Below are 16465 nucleotides of genomic sequence, written 5' to 3'. Positions count from 1 at the left end.
CGCGCGACCTCGGCGCCGTGTGGTGGGTCGTCCCCTCCGGCTGTCCCGGCGTTCGTCGGCCCATCGTCAGCCCCTCACACTGCCGGCCGTCAGCCCGCCCACGATGAAGCGCTGGAAGGCGGCGAAGACGCAGACGACCGGGATGCTGATGAGGGTGGCGGTGGCCATCAGGGCGCCCCAGGACGTTCCGTGCTGGCCGATGAAGGCGTTGAGCAGGACGGTGACGGGCTGGACGTCGGGCCCTTCGGCGAGGGTGAGGCCGAAGAGGAACTCGCCCCAGCCGAGCAGGAAGGACAGTCCGGCCGCCGCGACCACGCCCGGCACCATGAGCGGCAGGACGACGCGCAGCAGCACGCCGGGCAGTCCGCAGCCGTCGACGAGGGCGGCCTCCTCCAGTTCGGCCGGCACGCTGCGCAGCACGGGGTGGAGCACGATCACCGTGAACGGCAGGGTGAGTGTCGTGTCGGCGGCGATCAGGCCCACGTACGTGTCGTCTAGACCGGCCCGGCGTTCGAGGATGAACAGCGGGGCCGCCAGCACGATCGCGGGCGGCAGCTGGGCGACGAGCAGGGCGAGCACCATCGTGCCCGAGCCGCGCATCCGGACCCGGGCGAGCGCGTAGCCGAGCGGCACGCCCAGCAGCAGGGTGAGCGCCGTGACCCCGCAGGAGATGACCACGCTGTTGGCCAGGGCGCGGGGCAGGCCTTCGTAGTCCAGTGCCGTCCGGTAGTTCTCGACGGTGAGCGGTGCCGGCACCCATTGCGGGGACGGGGTCAGGATCCGGTCCGGGCGCGTGAGGCTCGTCTTGACCATCCAGTACACCGGCAGCAGGAAGGCGGCGGTGACCACGGTCGCGGTCGCGGTGAGGAGCCATGGGTGGCGGGGCGGCTTCACGCGGCACCTCCCACGGCTTCCTCCCGTGCCTCGCGTCGCAGACGGCGTACGTAGAAGGCGCCGACGAGCAGCGGTACGACGAGCAGCAGCAGGCCGGCGGCGGCGCCCTGCCCGAACCGGAAGAACCTGAAGAAGACCTCGTAGACGTAGAGGGACAGCACCCGGGTGGCGTCGACGGGGCCGCCGCCCGTCATCACGAAGATGACGTCGAAGACCTTGAAGGTGTAGATGAGGCCGAGGAGGAGGACGGTCACCGACACCGGGCGCATCAGGGGGAGCGTGATCCAGCGGAACCGCTGCCAGGTGCCGGCGCCGTCGATCGCCGCGGCCTCGTACAGCTCGGGGTCGATGGTGTGCAGGCCCACCAGCAGCAGGAGCATGTTGAAGGGCACGCCGACCCAGACGTTGGCGAAGATCACGCCGGCCAGCGCGGTGGACGGGTCGGTGAGCCAGTCGTGGGACAGGGTGCCGAGACCCACCGCGCTCAGCAGCGAGTTGTAGGCGCCGGACTCCGCGTCCAGCAGCCAGCGGAAGAGGGTGCCGCTGACCACCGGCGGAAGCAGCCAGGCCACCAGCAGCAGGGACCTGAGCAGGCCGTTCAGGGGGAAGGGGCGGGCGAAGAGCAGGGCCAGGGCGAAGCCGATGGCGAACTGGAACACCAGCGAGCCCAGGGTGAAGAGCAGCGAGAGGCGTACGGAGTGCCAGAACGCCGGGTCGGAGACCACGGCCCGGTAGTTGGCGAGGCCGGTGAACCGCTCGCCGCCGCTGAGCAGGGTGCCGAGTTCCACGTCGTGGACGGACGTCCACACGTTGTAGAACAGCGGGTACGCCAGAAAGAGGCCGAGGAAGGCCATCCCCGGGAGGCAGAACAGATAGGCCTGGCGCCGGCGGCGGGAGGAGGGGGACGGCTGCCCCCGCCGTCCGCGCAGGACGGCCGGATACGGCAGTCCGCCCCGGGGGAACAGCAGGCCCTGCCGCCCGCGGGACCGGGGCAGCGGCACGTGCTCGCGTGGTCTCCTCACCCGCCCAGCGCCTTGTCGATCTTGGCCGCGGCGGTCCTCGCCGCCGCGGAGGGGGACGCGGAACCGGTGAGTACGGCCTGTTCCGCCTCGGCGACGGCCTGCGAGGCGTCGGCGTAGTTGCGTCCGTACTGCCGCGGACGGGCCAGGGGCAGCTGGCTGAGGAAGAGCCGCAGGGCCGGGTCGGAGGCCCAGCTGCCCCGGTCGGCCAGGTCCTTGCGGGCGGGGAGGTTGCCGAACGACACCAGGTACGGCACCAGCACCGACGAGCGCTGGGTGAACTCCAGGACCTCCCACGCCTTGTCGAGGTGTTCCGTCTGCGCCATCACGACCCAGTTCTCGCCGCCGAGGCAGGTGGCGGCCTCCTTGTCGCGGGGCAGGGCGACGACGTTCCACTCGAAGTCCGCCTGCTTGAGGGTGGGGATCTGCCAGGGACCGTTGATCTGCAGGGCGGCGCGCTGGTTCATGAACCGGGTGTTGACGTCCTGCTGGGTCCAGCCCACGCACTGCTCGGACAGGGAGCCCTTGGCGACCAGGTCGTCGATGAAGGACAGCGCCGTCGCCCCGTCGGCGGCGAAGGTGTCCAGGTCGCCGCCCGCCTGCCACAGGAACGGCAGGAACTGGAAGACGCCCTCCTCCGTCTTGATCGCGCTCAGTGCCAGACCGAACCGGTCCCCGCTGGTCAGCCGCTCGGCGGCGGAGGCCAGCTGGTCCCAGGTGGTGGGGGGTTCCACTCCGGCGTCCTGGAGCATCCGGGTGTTGTAGTAGAGGGCGAGGCAGTTGCTGTTGTTGGGGATCCCGAGGACCTTTCCGCCGACCTGGCAGCCCTCCCAGGGCCCCTTGTAGTACTGGTCGGCCTGACCCCACCGCTCGACCCTGTCGGTGAGGTCGGCCAGCAGGTCGCTGCCGCCCAGGGTGTTCATGGCGACGTTGTCCACGATGGCGATGTCCGGCAGCTCGCCGGAGATCGCGCCCAGGGTGATCTGCCGGTCGAGCTCCGCGAACGGGAAGGTCCGCCGCTCGATCCGTACGTCCGGGACGCCGGCCTCAATATCCCTGATGAGGCGGTTCATTCCGGGCTGGAAGTTGTCCAGCGTGAAGTAGTCCCACCAGGTGAGGGTGACCGTGCTCGGCTGGTCGGAGCCGCAGGAGGCCAGGGCCCCGCCGAGGCCGAGGGCGGCCGCGCCCGCGCCCGCAGCTCGTAGGAAGTCGCGTCGGCCGACCGTGTACGACATGCTCCACTCCCAGGGGTCGGTGATCGCAGGCTCAGTCATCGCAAGGCCTAGATCATCACAAAGACCTTGAAAAGCGGCGTATCAGAAATCAATGTCGAAATCCGGAAATTCGTTTTCTGGTTCGGAACCGGGCGTCGGCCGGCAGGGGCCGGTGCTGGCGCGCAGGGTGATCAGGGGCTTCAGCAGGACGTGCCGGGGCGGCGAGCCGGGGGAGCGCAGCCGCTCCACCATCAGGTCGACGGCGATCCGGGTCATCTCCTTGGCGGGGATCTCGGCGGCGGTGAGCGGCGGGTTCACCTGCTCCGCCCAGGGGCTGGCGGCCACGCCCACGACCGAGAAGTCGCGCGGCACGCTGCGGCCGTGCCGGGTCAGGCCCCGGTAGACGCCCTCCAGCGCCGCCTCGTTCAGGGTGACCAGGGAGGTGGTCGCCGGGTCGTCCCGCAGGATCCGCTCCACGACGTCCTCGCCCGAGAGGAGGTCGTCCCCGCAGAGGTAGGCGTGCGGGGCGAGGTCCAGCTCCTCCATGGCTCCGGTGTAGCCCTCGTGCCCGAGCCGTGCGAAGCCGTATCCGCTGTTGAACAGCTGCTCCGACCTGTTGACGAAGGCGATCCTGCGGTGGCCGAGGTCGGCGAGGTGCCGCACGCAGCCGGCGGCCAGACCGGCGAAGTCGAGATCGACCCAGCCGGCCCGTTCGGTACGGTGGTTGCGGCCGATGGCGACGAAGGGGAAATCCGCCTCGGTCAGGCGCTCGATGCGGTCGTCCTCCCGGCGGACCTCCATGACGATCACCCCGTCCACCCGCCGCTCGCCGACCATCCGCCGGACGGAGGGGTCGTCATAGGTGCTGCTGGGGGCCAGCAGCAGGTCGTATCCGTAGGCGGTGGCGGCCTCCGCGACCCCGCCGATGAAGGAAAGCTGCATCGAGGTGTAGTCCCGGTCGCGTCCGGCCGGCGGATACAGCAGCCCGAGCGTGTGCGTCGCCTTGCCGCTTGCGTCCGGTTCCTCGCCGCTCACGGCAGTCGCCGCGTCGCGGGCGGCCCCTCCCTCGCCGCCCACGACAGCCCGCGTGCCGGTCGTCGACGCCCGGGCGCCGGTCGCAGGAGCCGCTTGGCCGCGCGTCGCAGCTCCGCCGACCGCGGTAGCCGGTTCGCCGCGTACGGCGGCCCTCGGGCTTGCGGTCGCCCCCGCGCTCGGTTTGGTTTCTTCGCCTGCGGCAGTCCCGTTGCCGGGTGCTGTCGCCCTGTGGATGGCGGGTGTCCTCGTGCTGCGGGTGGCAGCGTCGTCGTCCGGGGGCGTCGATCCGCCGCCCGCAGCGCCCCCACCGCCTGCGGCGCCCGTGCTGCCTGCGGCGCCCCCTCCGCGCGCCGCGCCCCCGCTGACCGCGGAAGCCCTCCGGCTGTCTGTGGCGTCCGTGCTGCCTGTGGCGTCTGTGCTGGCTGCGGCGCCCGTGCTGCCTGTGGCGCCCCCTCCGCGCGCCGCGCCCCCGCTGACCGCGGAAGCCCCCCGGCTGCTTGCGGCGCCCCCACCACCTGCGGCGCCTGTGCTGCTTGCGGCGCCTCCACCGCCTGCGGCACCCCCACAACCCACCGCACCCTCACAGCCCACCGCACCCCCACAACCCACCGCACCCCCGCCCCCCACCGCACCCCCACCACCCCCCAACCCCCCGAACCCCCCGTCGACGACCGCAGCCTCCGGCGTCGTGGGCTTGTGGGTGTGGTCGGGCGTGGTCATGGTCAGCTGACCGGGAGGGTTTGCTCGGCCCAGATGGTCTTGCCCATGGGGGTCTGGCGGGTGCCCCAGCCCTGGGTGAGCTGGGCGACCATGTGCAGTCCCCGCCCGCCCTCGTCGTAGGTGCGGGCGCGGCGCAGATGGGGCGCGGTGCTGCTGGCGTCGGAGACCTCGCAGATCAGGGTCCGGTCCCGGATCAGCCGGAGCCCGATCGGTACGTCCCCGTACCGGATGGCGTTGGTGACCAGCTCGCTCACCACCAGCTCGGTGACGAACGCCGCCTCCTCCAGCCCCCATACCTTGAGCTGGCGTGCGGTCTGGGCCCGGGCGTCGGCCACGATCGCCGGGTCGGCCGGCAGCGCCCACGCGGCGACCTGGTCGGCGTGCAGCGCCCGGGTGCGGGCGAGCAGCAGGGCCACGTCGTCGGCGGGGCTGTCGGGCAGCATGGCCTTGACGATGGCGTCGCAGGTGACCTCCAGGGAGGGGACGGGGGAGGCCAGGGCCTCGCAGAGCCGTTCGAGGCCGAGGCTGACGTCGTGGTCGCGGGCCTCGATCAGGCCGTCGGTGTAGAGGGCCAGCAGACTGCCCTCGGGCAGTTCCAGCTCCGTGGACTCGAAGGGCAGGCCTCCGACGCCCAGCAGTGGCCCGGGGGTGAGGTGAACGACGCTGACGCTGCCGTCGGGGAGCAGGACGGCGGGCGGGATGTGTCCGGCGCTGGCGAGGGTGCAGACCCGGGAGACGGGGTCGTAGACGGCGTACAGGCAGGTCGCTCCGATCTCACCGGTGTACGGCTCGTCCCGCAGCACCGTGTCGTCGTCCGAGGTGAGGTGGGTGACCAGGTCGTCGAGGTGGGTGAGGAGCTCGTCGGGGGGAAGGTCGACGTCGGCGAGGGTGCGCACCGCCGTGCGCAGCCGGCCCATGGTGGCGGAGGCGTGGATGCCGTGACCGACCACGTCACCGACGACCAGGGCCACCCGCGTGCCCGACAGGGGCACGACGTCGAACCAGTCGCCGCCCACTCCGGCCCCCATGCCGGCCGGCAGATAGCGGTACGCCACCTCGACGGCCGCCTGCCGGGGCAGATCGCGGGGCAGCAGACTGCGCTGCAGGGTGAGCGCGTTGGTGCGCTCGCGGGTGTAGCGGCGGGCGTTGTCCACACCGACGGCCGCACGGCCCGCCAGCTCCTCGGCGAGGATCAGATCGTCCTGCTGGTACGGCTCGGACCCGGCCGCGCGGGCGAGGACCGCCACGCCGAGGGTGATGCCCCGGGCCAGCAGCGGGACCGCCATGACCGAGTGGAACCCGTACTCCTGGACCCGGGCGGTCCGTGCCCGGTGCCCGGCGATCCAGCGGGAGAAGTCGGGGTCGTCGGTGCCGCTGAGCACCGGCCGCCCGCTGGTCAGGGCTCGGGCCGGGGGCGAGAACGGGGGGTAGGTGTCGAGCGCGCCGAGGTCGACGGCCGCTTCGGGAACGCCTTCCGGCGCCGAGGACTGGTGCGCGACCCGGCGCAGCGCCACGGCGGCGTCGACCGGGCCGGGGATCGGCTCCTCCCCTCGGGTGACGGAGTCGAGCAGGTCCACGCTGACGAAGTCGGCGAGCCGCGGGACGACCAGGTCGGCGAGTTCCTGGGCGGTGCGGGTGACGTTGAGGGTGGTGCCGATACGGGTCCCGGCCTCGTTCAGCAGGGCCAGCCGCCGGCGGGCCGTGTGGTGCCCGCTGCTGTCGAACGTCGCGGTGCCGACGCCGACCACCTCGGCGGTCGCGGGATTGCGGACGGGCCACAGCTCGATGCTCCAGGCGCGCTGACGGGCGGAGGGCGGAGCCGGCGCGAAGCGCTCGTACCGCCGCGGCGTGCCCTCCTCGGCGGTACGACGGACGAATCGCAGGAACTCTTCGTCGTCCTGAGCCCGTGAGTCGTCCTGCGTCTGCGAGTCGTCCTGCGTCTGCGAGTCGTCCTGCGTCTGCCCGTCTCCGGCCGCCCGTACCCGCCCGCCTCCCTCAGCTGCGGCGCCCGGCGCGATGGTGTAGGCGGTGAGCGCGATGGAGGACTGGGCGAAGGTCCACTCGATCATCCTGCGGCCGTTCTCCGACTCGGCGGGACCCTCGGGGGCGGTGATGACGAATTCCCGGGTCGTGCCGTCGTCGCCCAGCGAGGGCTGGGCGTGCAGGATCACCTGGACACGGTGGCCGTCCCGGTGCCTCAGAACCGCTGTGCCGCCCCAGGCCCGGGGGGCTGCCGGGGTGACTCCGGCGGCGGGCGGCTCCCGAGTGACGACGAGGTCGGCGGCGGGGCGGCCCACGACCTCGGGAGCCGGGTAGCCCAGCAGTCGCCGAGCGCCCTCGCTCCACCCCGTGATGATGCCTTCCGGACTGATCGTGGCTGTCGCGACATCATTTGACCACCCACTGTGACCGTTTATCTGATCAAAAGTGGTCATTTTTGCTCAATTCGCGCTGGTGAGGTAACTCACAGTCCCAGCGTGCGCGTCGCGCAGGGATCGGACAAGTCGGATGCGCGGGGGTAGACGCCGGTGTCGCACCGGCGTACGGGAGCGGCCGCTGCGCGCCGCGCCGAGGAGCGTACGAACCGGCGTACTTAAGAAGTCCTTACTGTGAACGGCTAGCATCGCGACCCAGTTGCCGGCCGGGATGGGGTGAGGACATGGGGGCGCCGAGGATCGCCGTCGCCGTGGTGACCATGGGCAACCGGCTCGAGGAAGTCGACGCCCTGCTGGAGTCCGTGGCCAAGCAGGACGTCCCGCCCGAGCGAATCGTGATCGTCGGCAACGGCTGCCCGCTGCCCGAGTTCGCCCGGCGCCTGTCGCTGCCGGGCGAGGTCACCCCGATCGAGCTCGACGAGAACCTGGGCTGCCCCGGCGGGCGCAACGCGGCCATCGCCCGGCTGCGCGAGTTCGGCGACGTGGACGTCGTGGTCGAGCTGGACGACGACGGCCTGCTCGTCGACGCCGACGTGCTGCGCCGCGTACGGGACCTGTACACCGCCGACGACCGGCTCGGCATCGTCGGCTTCCGCATCGCCGACGAGCACGGCGAGACCCAGCAGCGGCACGTGCCGAGGCTCGGCGCCTCCGATCCGCTGCGCGGCGGGTACGTCACCGGGTTCCTCGGCGGCGGGCACGCCCTGCGGATGGCGATGCTCGACGAGATCGGCGACTGGCCCGCCGAGTTCTTCTTCGCGCACGAGGAGACCGACCTGGCCTGGCGGGCCGCCGACGCCGGCTGGCGGATCCTGTACGCGCCCGAACTGCTGCTCCAGCACCCGAAGACCTCGCCCGCCCGGCACGCCATCTACTACCGGGTCAACGCCCGCAACCGGGTGTGGCTGGCCCGCCGCCGGCTGCCGCTGCCGCTCGTCCCGGTGCACCTGGCCGTCTGGGTGCTGCTGACCGTCGTCCGCAACCGGTCCTCGCGCGCCGGTCTGCGCGCATGGTTCGGCGGATTCGTGGAAGGCGTACGGGAGTCGGCGGGTGAGCGGCGGCCCATGCGCTGGCGGACGGTCTGGCGGCTCACCCGGCTGGGACGACCGCCCGTCATCTGACAACGGAACAGCGGGGGGCCGGGGCGGCCGGACATGGGCGAGGGCCCCGGTCGTTCACCTCCGCCGACCGGGACCCTCGTGCGTCCCCGGATCCGGCCACGGCGGCGACACTCCCCCGAGCAACGCGTCGTACGCGCGCACCCCCGGGCCAGATCCGATGTAGTGATCACATCAGGCCGCACCAACAGATCGCTAACATGTGGCCAACGGTTCTCCGTTTCCTCGTCGGCCGGTTGGCGTGAAGTCATCGGACGAAGACGGAAGGCGGCCGAACAGTAGCGGAATCCGGCGGCGACCGTCAGGACGAAGGTGGCGGGAAACCGCCGTGGCGAGGACGGAAATCCGCCAGGCACGGCGGAGCTCCGCCGGGGAGCGCGCCCGGGTGCGGGGCGCGGGAAGGCAGTGGGGCGGCGATGGGGGTACCTCCCTGCTCAAGCAGAGCCGAGAGCGTGGGGGAGTGGTGCGAACTGCGGTTCGGACTGCTGGGGCCGCCGGTGCTGTACGACGGTGACAGCGCTTACAGCGGCGGCTCCGCCCGGGTTCAGCCGGTCGGCAGCGCCAAGATGAGGGCCCTGCTGGCCGCGCTGCTGCTGGAAGGTGGCCGGGTCGTCTCCGTCGAGGCGCTCAAGGAGGCACTGTGGGGCGGCGCCCCGCCCCCGTCCGCGCAGGCCTCGCTGCACAACCACGTGACCCGGCTGCGACGGCTGCTCGACGATCCGGAACGGCTGCGCACGGTGCCGTCCGGATACCTGCTGCGCGTCCGGGAGGGCGAGCTGGACGTGCATGTCTTCGAGGCGCAGGCCGCGGTGGCGCGCGCCGCGCACGCCGAGCGCGACTGGGCGCGGGTCGTGCGCGCGTGCACGGCGGCGCTCGCACTGTGGCGGGGTACGCCGCTGGCCGGGCTGCCGTTCGAGGTGGGCGGGTACGCGTTCGCGCAGCGCCTGCAGGAGGCGCGGCTGCTGCTCCTGGAGTGGCGGTACGACGCGGAGCTGGCCCTCGGCGGTGTGCGGCTCGCCGAACTCGTACCGGAGTTGACGGCGCTGGCCGCCGAGCATCCGCTGCGGGAGTCGTACCACCGGCAGCTGATGCTGGCCCTGCACCGCACCGGCCGCCAGGCCGAGGCCCTCGCCGTCCACCGCGACCTGCGCACCCGCCTCGTCGAGGAACTCGGCATCGAACCGGGCCCGGCGGTGCGGGAGGCGCATGTGGAGGTGCTGCGAGGCACCGCGGGGGCCATGACGCGCGACGCCCGGGCCCAGGCGGATGGCGCCGGGGGTGAGGACGCCGGGGTCCGGCGTGCGCCCGCCGGGGACCGCGACGAGGACGCCGGAACCAGGGACGAGGAGACGGTCACCCTCGCCCAGCCGCCCCGCCCTGCCCAACTGCCGCCACCCCCGGCCCACTTCACCGGCCGCTCGGCCGTGGTGGAGGTACTGCGCCGCACCCTCATTCCCGGCCCCCACCCCGCCGTAGCCGTCATCAGCGGCATGGCCGGCGTCGGCAAGAGCGCGCTCGCGCTGAAGGTCGCCCATGAGCTGAGGGAGCGTTTCCCCGACGGGCAGTTGTACGTCAACCTGCACGGCGCCACCCCCGGCATGACCCCGCTGACGCCCGGTCAGGCGCTCACCGCGCTCCTTCGCGACCTCGGCGCCGATCCCCGCGCCATCCCCGAAGACCCGGACGCGGCGTCCGCGTTGCTGCGGTCCCTTCTCGCGCCGACGCGCACCCTGATGGTCCTGGACGACGCCGCGCACGCCGCGCAGGTACGTCCGCTGCTGCCGGCCGGCGCCGGCTGCGCGGTGATCGTCACCAGCCGTTCCCCGCTCACCGCCCTCGACGGTGCCCACCGCTTCCCGCTCGCGCCGCTGTCGGACGAGGACAGCGCGGCCCTGCTGCGTGCGGCCTCCGGCCGTGACGGCCACGACGGCCTGGCCGGCCTGGACGCCGCCCACCCCCTCGTCGAACTCACCGGCCGCCTCCCGCTCGCCCTGCGTGTCGTCGCCGCCCGGCTCGCCGCGCGCCACGCCCTCACCCCGGACGTCCTCGCAGGTCAGCTGACCGCCACCGGAGGGAGGCTGCACCACCTGGAGTACGACGACCTGAGCGTCCGCCGCTCCCTGGCCGTCGCGCACGACGCCCTCGCCGCCTCCGACCGCCAGGCCGACCGCGACGCGGCCCTCGCCCTGCGCCGCATCGGCGCCCTGGACCTGCCCACGTACGGCGCCCCCCTCCTGGCCCGCCTCACCGACACCGACGAGCGCCGCGCCGAGACCGCCCTGGACCGCCTCGTCGACGTGGCCCTCCTGGAGGAGACGGCGTACGGCCGCTACGCCCCGCACGACCTGGTCCGCGACTTCGCCCGTGAACTGGCCCTGGGGGAGGAGGACGGTGGCGTGGGAGCCGAGGGCCGGCGCCGCGGCGAAGGGGGCGCACGCGCGCACGCCGATCACCTCTCGGACGTCGTCGTCACCGCCCTGCGCTGGTACGCCGCCGTCGCCGAGCGCACCCTGACCGCCATCGTCGAACCGGGCCTCGACCAGGACGACCGTCGCCGCCCGACCGGTGCCCAGCCGCGCGAGCACGCCGCGCACGTGGCCGGCGTCCCGCCCTTCGCGAGCCCCGAAGCGGCCTTCGCCTGGTGCGACGGGGAGCTGGAGAACGTCGTCGCGCTGGTCGAGCGGTACGCCGGCCACGCCGACGACCACACGGCCGCCTGCGTCTCCGTCCTGGTCCGCCTGCTCTTCCCGTACGTGCAGCGCAGCGGCCGGGTCGCCGAGATGGAGGTGCTCGGCCGGGCCGCCCTCGGCGTGGCGCGACGGCTCGGTGACGAGGCCGCGGAGGCCTACGCGCTGGGCGACCTCGCCGGCCTGCACTTCCTGACCGGCCGCCAGAACGACGCCCTCTCCCTCAACGACCAGGCGCTCGCCATCTGGCGGCGGCTCGGCGTGGTCTCCTGGATCCGCCGCTGCCTGAACAACCGCGGACTGCTGCTCGAAGGGCTCGGCCGCCACGCCGAGTCCGGCGACGCGCTGCGCCAGAGCCTTGAGTACTCGCGTCAGTTGCACGACCCGTACGGCGAGGCCGTCACCTACAGCCACCTGGGCAACCTGTACGAGCACACCGACCCGCGCGCCGCCATCGAGCAGCACCGGCGTTCGCTGGCCATCGGCGACGAGATCGGCAATGTGATCGTGCAGCACTCGGCGCACTGCAACATCGGCTACGCCCATCTCACCCTCGGCGAACCGGCCGCCGCCGCGGAGCACTTCGAGGAGAGCCTGCGCATCCTCGGCCGCCACGGCGACTGGCACGGCGAGTCCCAGACCCGGCTCGGCCTGGTCCGTGCCCTGCGTCTGCTCGGCCGCACCGGCCGGGCCGCCCTGGAGTGCGCCGAACTGCTGAGCCGCGCCGACGCCCGCGCCGACCGCTACATGGGCGGCCTCGCCCGCCACCAGCACGGACTCCTGCTGCGGGAGCGGGGACGCACCCAGGAGGCGTACGAGGCATGGCGGTCGGCCCTCGCGGCGCTGGACGGGACGGACGAGAACGAGGTGGTGACGGAGCTGCGGCAGCTGCTGGCCGGGGCGGACGGCCGCTGATCACTTGGCGTCCGCATAGCACTCCACCACCGCCGTCGTGAACGGGAACCGCACCGGCGTCGGCCCGAACGTCAGCCGCCCCGCGAGGTCGGCCGCCTCCCGGATCGCCGCCACGACCGCGTCGGCCTCCTCCTCGGGACAGTGCACGATCACCTCGTCGTGCTGGAAGAAGACCAGCTCCGCCGCCATCCCGGCGCAGGTGCGCCGGAGCGCGGCGAGCAGCAGCAGGGCCCAGTCGGCGGCGCTGCCCTGGACGACGAAGTTGCGGGCGAAACGGCCACGGGCGCGGGCGTTGCTGGAGGCGTAGCCGGGCACCCACTGCCGGCTGTCGCTCTCGTCCTCCGTGACCGGAGGCTGCGTGACCGGAATGCCCGCCTCTTCCGCCGCGTCGTCGGTCACCTCGGCCGCCGGCGGGCAGGTCCGCCCGAGCCAGGTCCGCACGAGCCGCCCCTCTTCACCGGCTCGCGCCGCCTCGTCGACGTACGCCACCGCCTTGGGGAAGCGGCGTCTGAGCGCGGCGAGGTTCTTCAGGCCGTCGCCGGAGGTCTGGCCGTACACCGCGCCGAGCACGGCGAGCTTGGCCTGGGCGCGGTCGCCGGAGAAGGCGCGGTCGGACACCGACTGGTACAGGTCGGTCTCCCGGCCGGCCACCTCCATCAGCCCGGGGTCGCGGGAGATCGCCGCCAGCACCCGGGGCTCCATCTGGTCGGCGTCGGCGACGACGAGCCGCCAGCCGGGGTCGGCGACGACGGCCCGCCGGATCACCTTGGGGATCTGCAGCGCACCTCCGCCGTTGGTCACCCAGCGTCCGGTGACGGTGCCGCCCGCGAGGAACTCCGGCCGGAACCGCCCGTCGCGCACCCAGTCCTGCAGCCAGGACCAGCCGTGGGCCACCCAGATCCGGTACAGCTTCTTGTATGCGATGAGCGGTTTCACGGCCGGATGGTCGACGGACTCGATCTCCCACCGGCGGGTGGACTTGATCCTGATCCCGGCCTGCGCGAACGCCTTGATGACGTCGGCGGGCAGGTCGGGCCGCACCCGGCGCCCGAACGCGGCGGACACCTCGTCCGCCAGCTCGGCCAGGCGGCGCGGCTCGCCGCCGCCCGCGTACCGCTCGCCGAGCAGGTCGTGCAGGACCGTGCGGTGCACGTCGGCGCTCCACGGCAGCCCCGCCCGGTTCATCTCGGCGGCCACCAGCATCCCCGCCGACTCGGCCGCCGTCAGCAGCCGCATCCGGTCGGGGTGCGCGGTCCTGTCGTGCCGTCGCTGCTGCTCGGCGTAGACCTCGACGAGGTCGGCCAGCGGGAGGTGGACGCCCTGCGGCTCGAAGAGCGGGGACTGGGAGCCCGGCTCGGCGGACCGCTGGGGCGGGTCGGGCGGTACGGGGGTGCCGCGCAGCCGGGCCAGGGCCGCGGCGGCCGACCGGGGTTCGCCGTAGCGGCCCTCGTGGCCGAGGAGGAGCGTCTCGGCGTCCTCGATGTCGTAGCACCGCTCGACGCGCACCCCCGTGGCGAGCAGACGCGGATAGACCTCGGCGGTGGACCGCCACACCCACCGCGTGACGTCCGGGCGGCTCCGCACGGCCTCGGCGAGATCGGGCTCCCGCCGCACCGGCCCCGAGGGCAGCCCGTCCGGACCGAGGGGGGCGACGTCCACACCACCGTCCTCGGCCGGGGCGAGCGCCCATCGGTCGGTCATGCCGCGAGTGTGACAGGGGGGTCTGACAACGCCCCCGGCCTCGCGGGAGGCCGGGGGCGGGGACGGTCAGCCCTGGTCCGCCTCCTCCTGGCGGCTCTTCGTGATCAGCGCCAGCACCTTGGCGACGTACTCCTCGGTCCTGCCCTTGTCGATGCCCAGCCCGCTGAGGACGCCCTTGCCGTTCTCGTGCTCCAGCAGGGCGAGCAGGATGTGCTCGGTGCCGACGTAGTTGTGGCCGAGGCGGAGGGCCTCCCGGAAGGTCAGTTCCAGGACCTTCTTGGCGGCGGAGCCGTAGGGGACCAGCTCGGGGGCCTCCTCGGCGGCCGGCGGGAGCGCGGCGGTCGCGGCCTCGCGGACCGCGTCGAGCGAGACGCCCTGGTCGAGGATTGCCTTGGCGGCGATGCTCTCCGGCTCGGCGAGCAGACCGAGGACGAGGTGCTCGGGCAGGCCCTCGGCGTTGCCCGCGGCCTTCGCCTCGTTGTGGGCGGCCATCACGGTGTTGCGGGCGCGGGGCGTGTAGCGCTCGAAGCCCTGGTTGGGGTCGAACTCCGTGCCCTCCTTCGGGACGAAGCGCTTCTGTGCCGCCTGCCGGGTGACGCCCATGCTCTTGCCGATGTCGGTCCAGGACGCGCCCGACCGCCGGGCCTGGTCCACGAAGTGGCCGATCAGGTGGTCGGCCACCTCGCCGAGGTGCTCACCGGCGATCACCGCGTCCTGGAGCTGTTGGAGGGGCTCGGCGTGGACCTTCTTGATGGCGGCGATGAGTTCGTCGAGACGTACGGATGACGTGATGCTCGGGTTCTGCGACATGTGTCAACCATAGGTTGACACTCTGGGAGCGTCAACGATGGGTTGACACTACAGGCGTCAACCACAAGTTGACGCTACTTGGGTGAGGTCACCACCAGCCGCACGGCCAGCCCGGTGAACACCGTCCCGGAGACGATGTTCAGCCACCGGTTCACGCGCGCGCTGCGCCTGAGCAGGTCGGCCAGACGCCCCGAGAGCAGCCCGACGCCGCCGTCCCACAGGAAACCCATCACCACGATCGTGACGCCGAGCAGCAGGAGCTGGCCGGGGACATGACCGAGGGACGGGTTCACGAACTGGGGCAGGAACGCCACGTTGAAGAGGATCACCTTGGGATTGAGCAGGTTGGTGATCACGCCCTGCCAGAACGCCCGCCGCATCCGGGCCTCCCCGGTGGCGGCCTCCTCCTCGCCCGGCACCGACCGGTCCCGGAACGCCTTCACCGCGAGATACAGCAGATAGGCCGCGCCCGCCCAGCGCAGCACGTGATACAGCGTCGGCAACGTCGTGAACAGCGCCGACAGTCCCAGCGCCGCGGCGACCGTGTGCACCAGCATCGCGCAGGCGACCCCGAACGCGGCCATCACCCCCACCGTGGGCCCGCCCCGTCCGCCCATCGCCACGATGAACATCATGTCGGGACCCGGAGTGATGCAGAGCGCGAAAGCGGCGACGAGGAACGCCGCGTACAAAGACATGTCCACCATGGGCGCCATGCTCGAAGCCGAGCGGAACGGCGGACGACCGAATTTCGCGGAGTGAGACGCGACCGGGGGCCATGACACCATCGCCGGGTGAGCACGCCCAGCACGCCCTCCACCGTCGACCGGGCCTTCCGGACCGCCCTCTACGACACCACCGACGCGACCCTCGACTCCGCCGCCTCCCTGCTCGCGGCCGACCCGGGGACCGACGCCGACGTCGCCCGCCGGGGCGAGGAGTTCCTGGCCACCGCCTGGCAGCGCGGCTGGCAGCCCGCCGACGTGGTGCGGATCGTGCGGCGCGAGCTGGACGAGACGCACATACGCCTGGTGTCGGCACTGATCCGCCGGCAGGCACCGAACGACCGCCCGCGCGGCCGCCGCTGGACCGCACAGCTCGACGCACTGCACACCGAGGAGCCGCCCCCCGCCGACCGCTTCTCACACGCCACCGCAGTGCTTGAGCTGTACCGCCTGCTGCTGCGGCTGCCCGCGCTGGAGCCGCTGGACGAGTCCCGGCCCGAGAGCCGGCCGGAGTCCCGCGCCCTCACCCGTATCCGCGCGCTGCTCGCCAAGGCGGAGGCGACCGCGTACCCGGAGGAGGCCGAGGCGCTCAGCGCCAAGGCGCAGGAGCTGATGGCCCGGCACAGCATCGACGAGGCGCTGCTGGCGGCCCAGGCACCCGCGCCCGACGCCCCCGGCGCCTGCCGGATCGGCGTGGAACCTCCGTACGAGCAGGCCAAGGCGGTGCTGCTGGACGCGGTGGCCGAAGCGAACCACTGCCGGGCCGTGTGGAACGAGCCGTTCGGCTTCTCCACCGTCGTCGGCTTCGAAGCCGACCTGGAGGCGGTCGAACTCCTCTACACGTCCCTCCTGGTGCAGGCACAGGGCGCGATGACGAAGGCGGAGGCCGTCCAGAGGGCCGGCGGCCGCAAGCGTACGAAGACCTTCCGCCAGTCCTTCCTCGCCGCCTACGCCCACCGCGTGGGCACCCGCCTGCGGGCGGTGACCGAACACGCCGCCACACAGGCCACGGCGGACCTGCTCCCGGTCCTGGCCTCCCGCGAGGTCGCGGTCGCCGACCGCCTGGAGCGCATGTTCCCGGAGACGACCACGACCCGCCTGCGCGGCGCCGGCGACACGGCGGGCTGGACGGAGGGCACCCGGGCGGCGGACCGGGCCCGGATGGGCTCCCGCCGCCCGCTGCCCTGACGCG

At 73.0% G+C, this 16465-nt stretch carries 11 protein-coding genes; 3 read left to right on the top strand and 8 right to left on the bottom strand.

The annotated features are described in order from the left end of the window. Positions 1–66: 66 nt before the first annotated feature. The 5 genes from NW895_RS23995 to NW895_RS23975 form a co-directional block, all read right to left on the bottom strand. Complete coding sequence (locus NW895_RS23995; protein ID WP_289937939.1) at positions 67–894, bottom strand: carbohydrate ABC transporter permease; 828 nt, start codon at positions 892–894, stop codon at positions 67–69. Next, a complete protein-coding gene (locus tag NW895_RS23990) occupies positions 891–1895 on the bottom strand; it encodes a sugar ABC transporter permease (RefSeq protein WP_289937937.1) in 1005 nt (334 codons plus the stop codon). Before NW895_RS23990 ends, NW895_RS23995 begins: the two co-directional genes overlap by 4 nt. Positions 1896–1912: 17 nt before the next feature. Next, entirely contained in the window at positions 1913–3187 is a 1275-nt protein-coding gene (locus NW895_RS23985; protein WP_289937936.1) for a sugar ABC transporter substrate-binding protein, read from the bottom strand. 42 nt (positions 3188–3229) lie between these two features. Continuing rightward, positions 3230–4204, bottom strand: a complete 975-nt coding sequence (locus NW895_RS23980; protein ID WP_289937935.1) for a substrate-binding domain-containing protein — start codon at positions 4202–4204, stop codon at positions 3230–3232. Between the two features lie 680 nt (positions 4205–4884). Continuing rightward, the gene (locus tag NW895_RS23975) at positions 4885–7317 is read right to left on the bottom strand and encodes a SpoIIE family protein phosphatase (protein ID WP_289937934.1); all 2433 of its coding nucleotides are present in this window, start codon (positions 7315–7317) and stop codon (positions 4885–4887) included. Between the two features lie 224 nt (positions 7318–7541). On the opposite strand from NW895_RS23975, the gene NW895_RS23970 reads away from it, so the two are divergent. Together NW895_RS23970 and NW895_RS23965 are read left to right on the top strand one after the other, a co-directional pair. Further along, positions 7542–8438 (top strand): glycosyltransferase, encoded by an 897-nt coding sequence (locus NW895_RS23970; protein ID WP_289937932.1) that lies wholly within the window; start codon positions 7542–7544, stop codon positions 8436–8438. Positions 8439–8851: 413 nt separating this feature from the next. Then, positions 8852–12037 (top strand): BTAD domain-containing putative transcriptional regulator, encoded by a 3186-nt coding sequence (locus tag NW895_RS23965; RefSeq protein WP_289937931.1) that lies wholly within the window; start codon positions 8852–8854, stop codon positions 12035–12037. Here NW895_RS23965 and NW895_RS23960 read toward each other — a convergent pair whose 3' ends face one another. From NW895_RS23960 to NW895_RS23950, 3 genes are all read right to left on the bottom strand, one after another. Beyond that, entirely contained in the window at positions 12038–13738 is a 1701-nt protein-coding gene (locus NW895_RS23960; RefSeq protein WP_289937929.1) for a bifunctional 3'-5' exonuclease/DNA polymerase, read from the bottom strand. Between the two features lie 66 nt (positions 13739–13804). After that, positions 13805–14548 carry a Clp protease N-terminal domain-containing protein gene (locus NW895_RS23955; protein ID WP_289937927.1) on the bottom strand — a complete coding sequence of 248 codons (744 nt, stop codon included), beginning with the start codon at positions 14546–14548 and terminating at the stop codon, positions 13805–13807. Positions 14549–14622: 74 nt separating this feature from the next. After that, positions 14623–15255 (bottom strand): LysE family translocator, encoded by a 633-nt coding sequence (locus NW895_RS23950; protein WP_289937926.1) that lies wholly within the window; start codon positions 15253–15255, stop codon positions 14623–14625. Positions 15256–15342: 87 nt separating this feature from the next. Between NW895_RS23950 and NW895_RS23945 the strand changes: the two genes are divergently transcribed. Beyond that, positions 15343–16461 (top strand): DUF2786 domain-containing protein, encoded by a 1119-nt coding sequence (locus tag NW895_RS23945; protein WP_289937925.1) that lies wholly within the window; start codon positions 15343–15345, stop codon positions 16459–16461. Positions 16462–16465 lie beyond the last annotated feature (4 nt).

The sequence above is a fragment of the Streptomyces sp. S.PNR 29 genome (assembly GCF_030386795.1).
Classification (GTDB): Bacteria; Actinomycetota; Actinomycetes; order Streptomycetales; family Streptomycetaceae; genus Streptomyces.
Note: the sequence above shows the minus strand (reverse complement) of the source record. Positions and strands in the feature narration are given on the sequence as shown.

Bases quoted from the DNA above. Each gene is read 5' to 3' on its own strand.
- NW895_RS23965 (WP_289937931.1), top strand. From the start codon at position 8,852: ATGGGGGTACCTCCCTGCTCAAGCAGAGCCGAGAGCGTGGGGGAGTGG.
- NW895_RS23975 (WP_289937934.1), bottom strand. From the start codon at position 7,317: ATGACCACTTTTGATCAGATAAACGGTCACAGTGGGTGGTCAAATGAT.
- NW895_RS23950 (WP_289937926.1), bottom strand. From the start codon at position 15,255: ATGGTGGACATGTCTTTGTACGCGGCGTTCCTCGTCGCCGCTTTCGCG.
- NW895_RS23985 (WP_289937936.1), bottom strand. From the start codon at position 3,187: ATGACTGAGCCTGCGATCACCGACCCCTGGGAGTGGAGCATGTCGTAC.
- NW895_RS23960 (WP_289937929.1), bottom strand. From the start codon at position 13,738: ATGACCGACCGATGGGCGCTCGCCCCGGCCGAGGACGGTGGTGTGGAC.
- NW895_RS23970 (WP_289937932.1), top strand. From the start codon at position 7,542: ATGGGGGCGCCGAGGATCGCCGTCGCCGTGGTGACCATGGGCAACCGG.
- NW895_RS23955 (WP_289937927.1), bottom strand. From the start codon at position 14,548: ATGTCGCAGAACCCGAGCATCACGTCATCCGTACGTCTCGACGAACTC.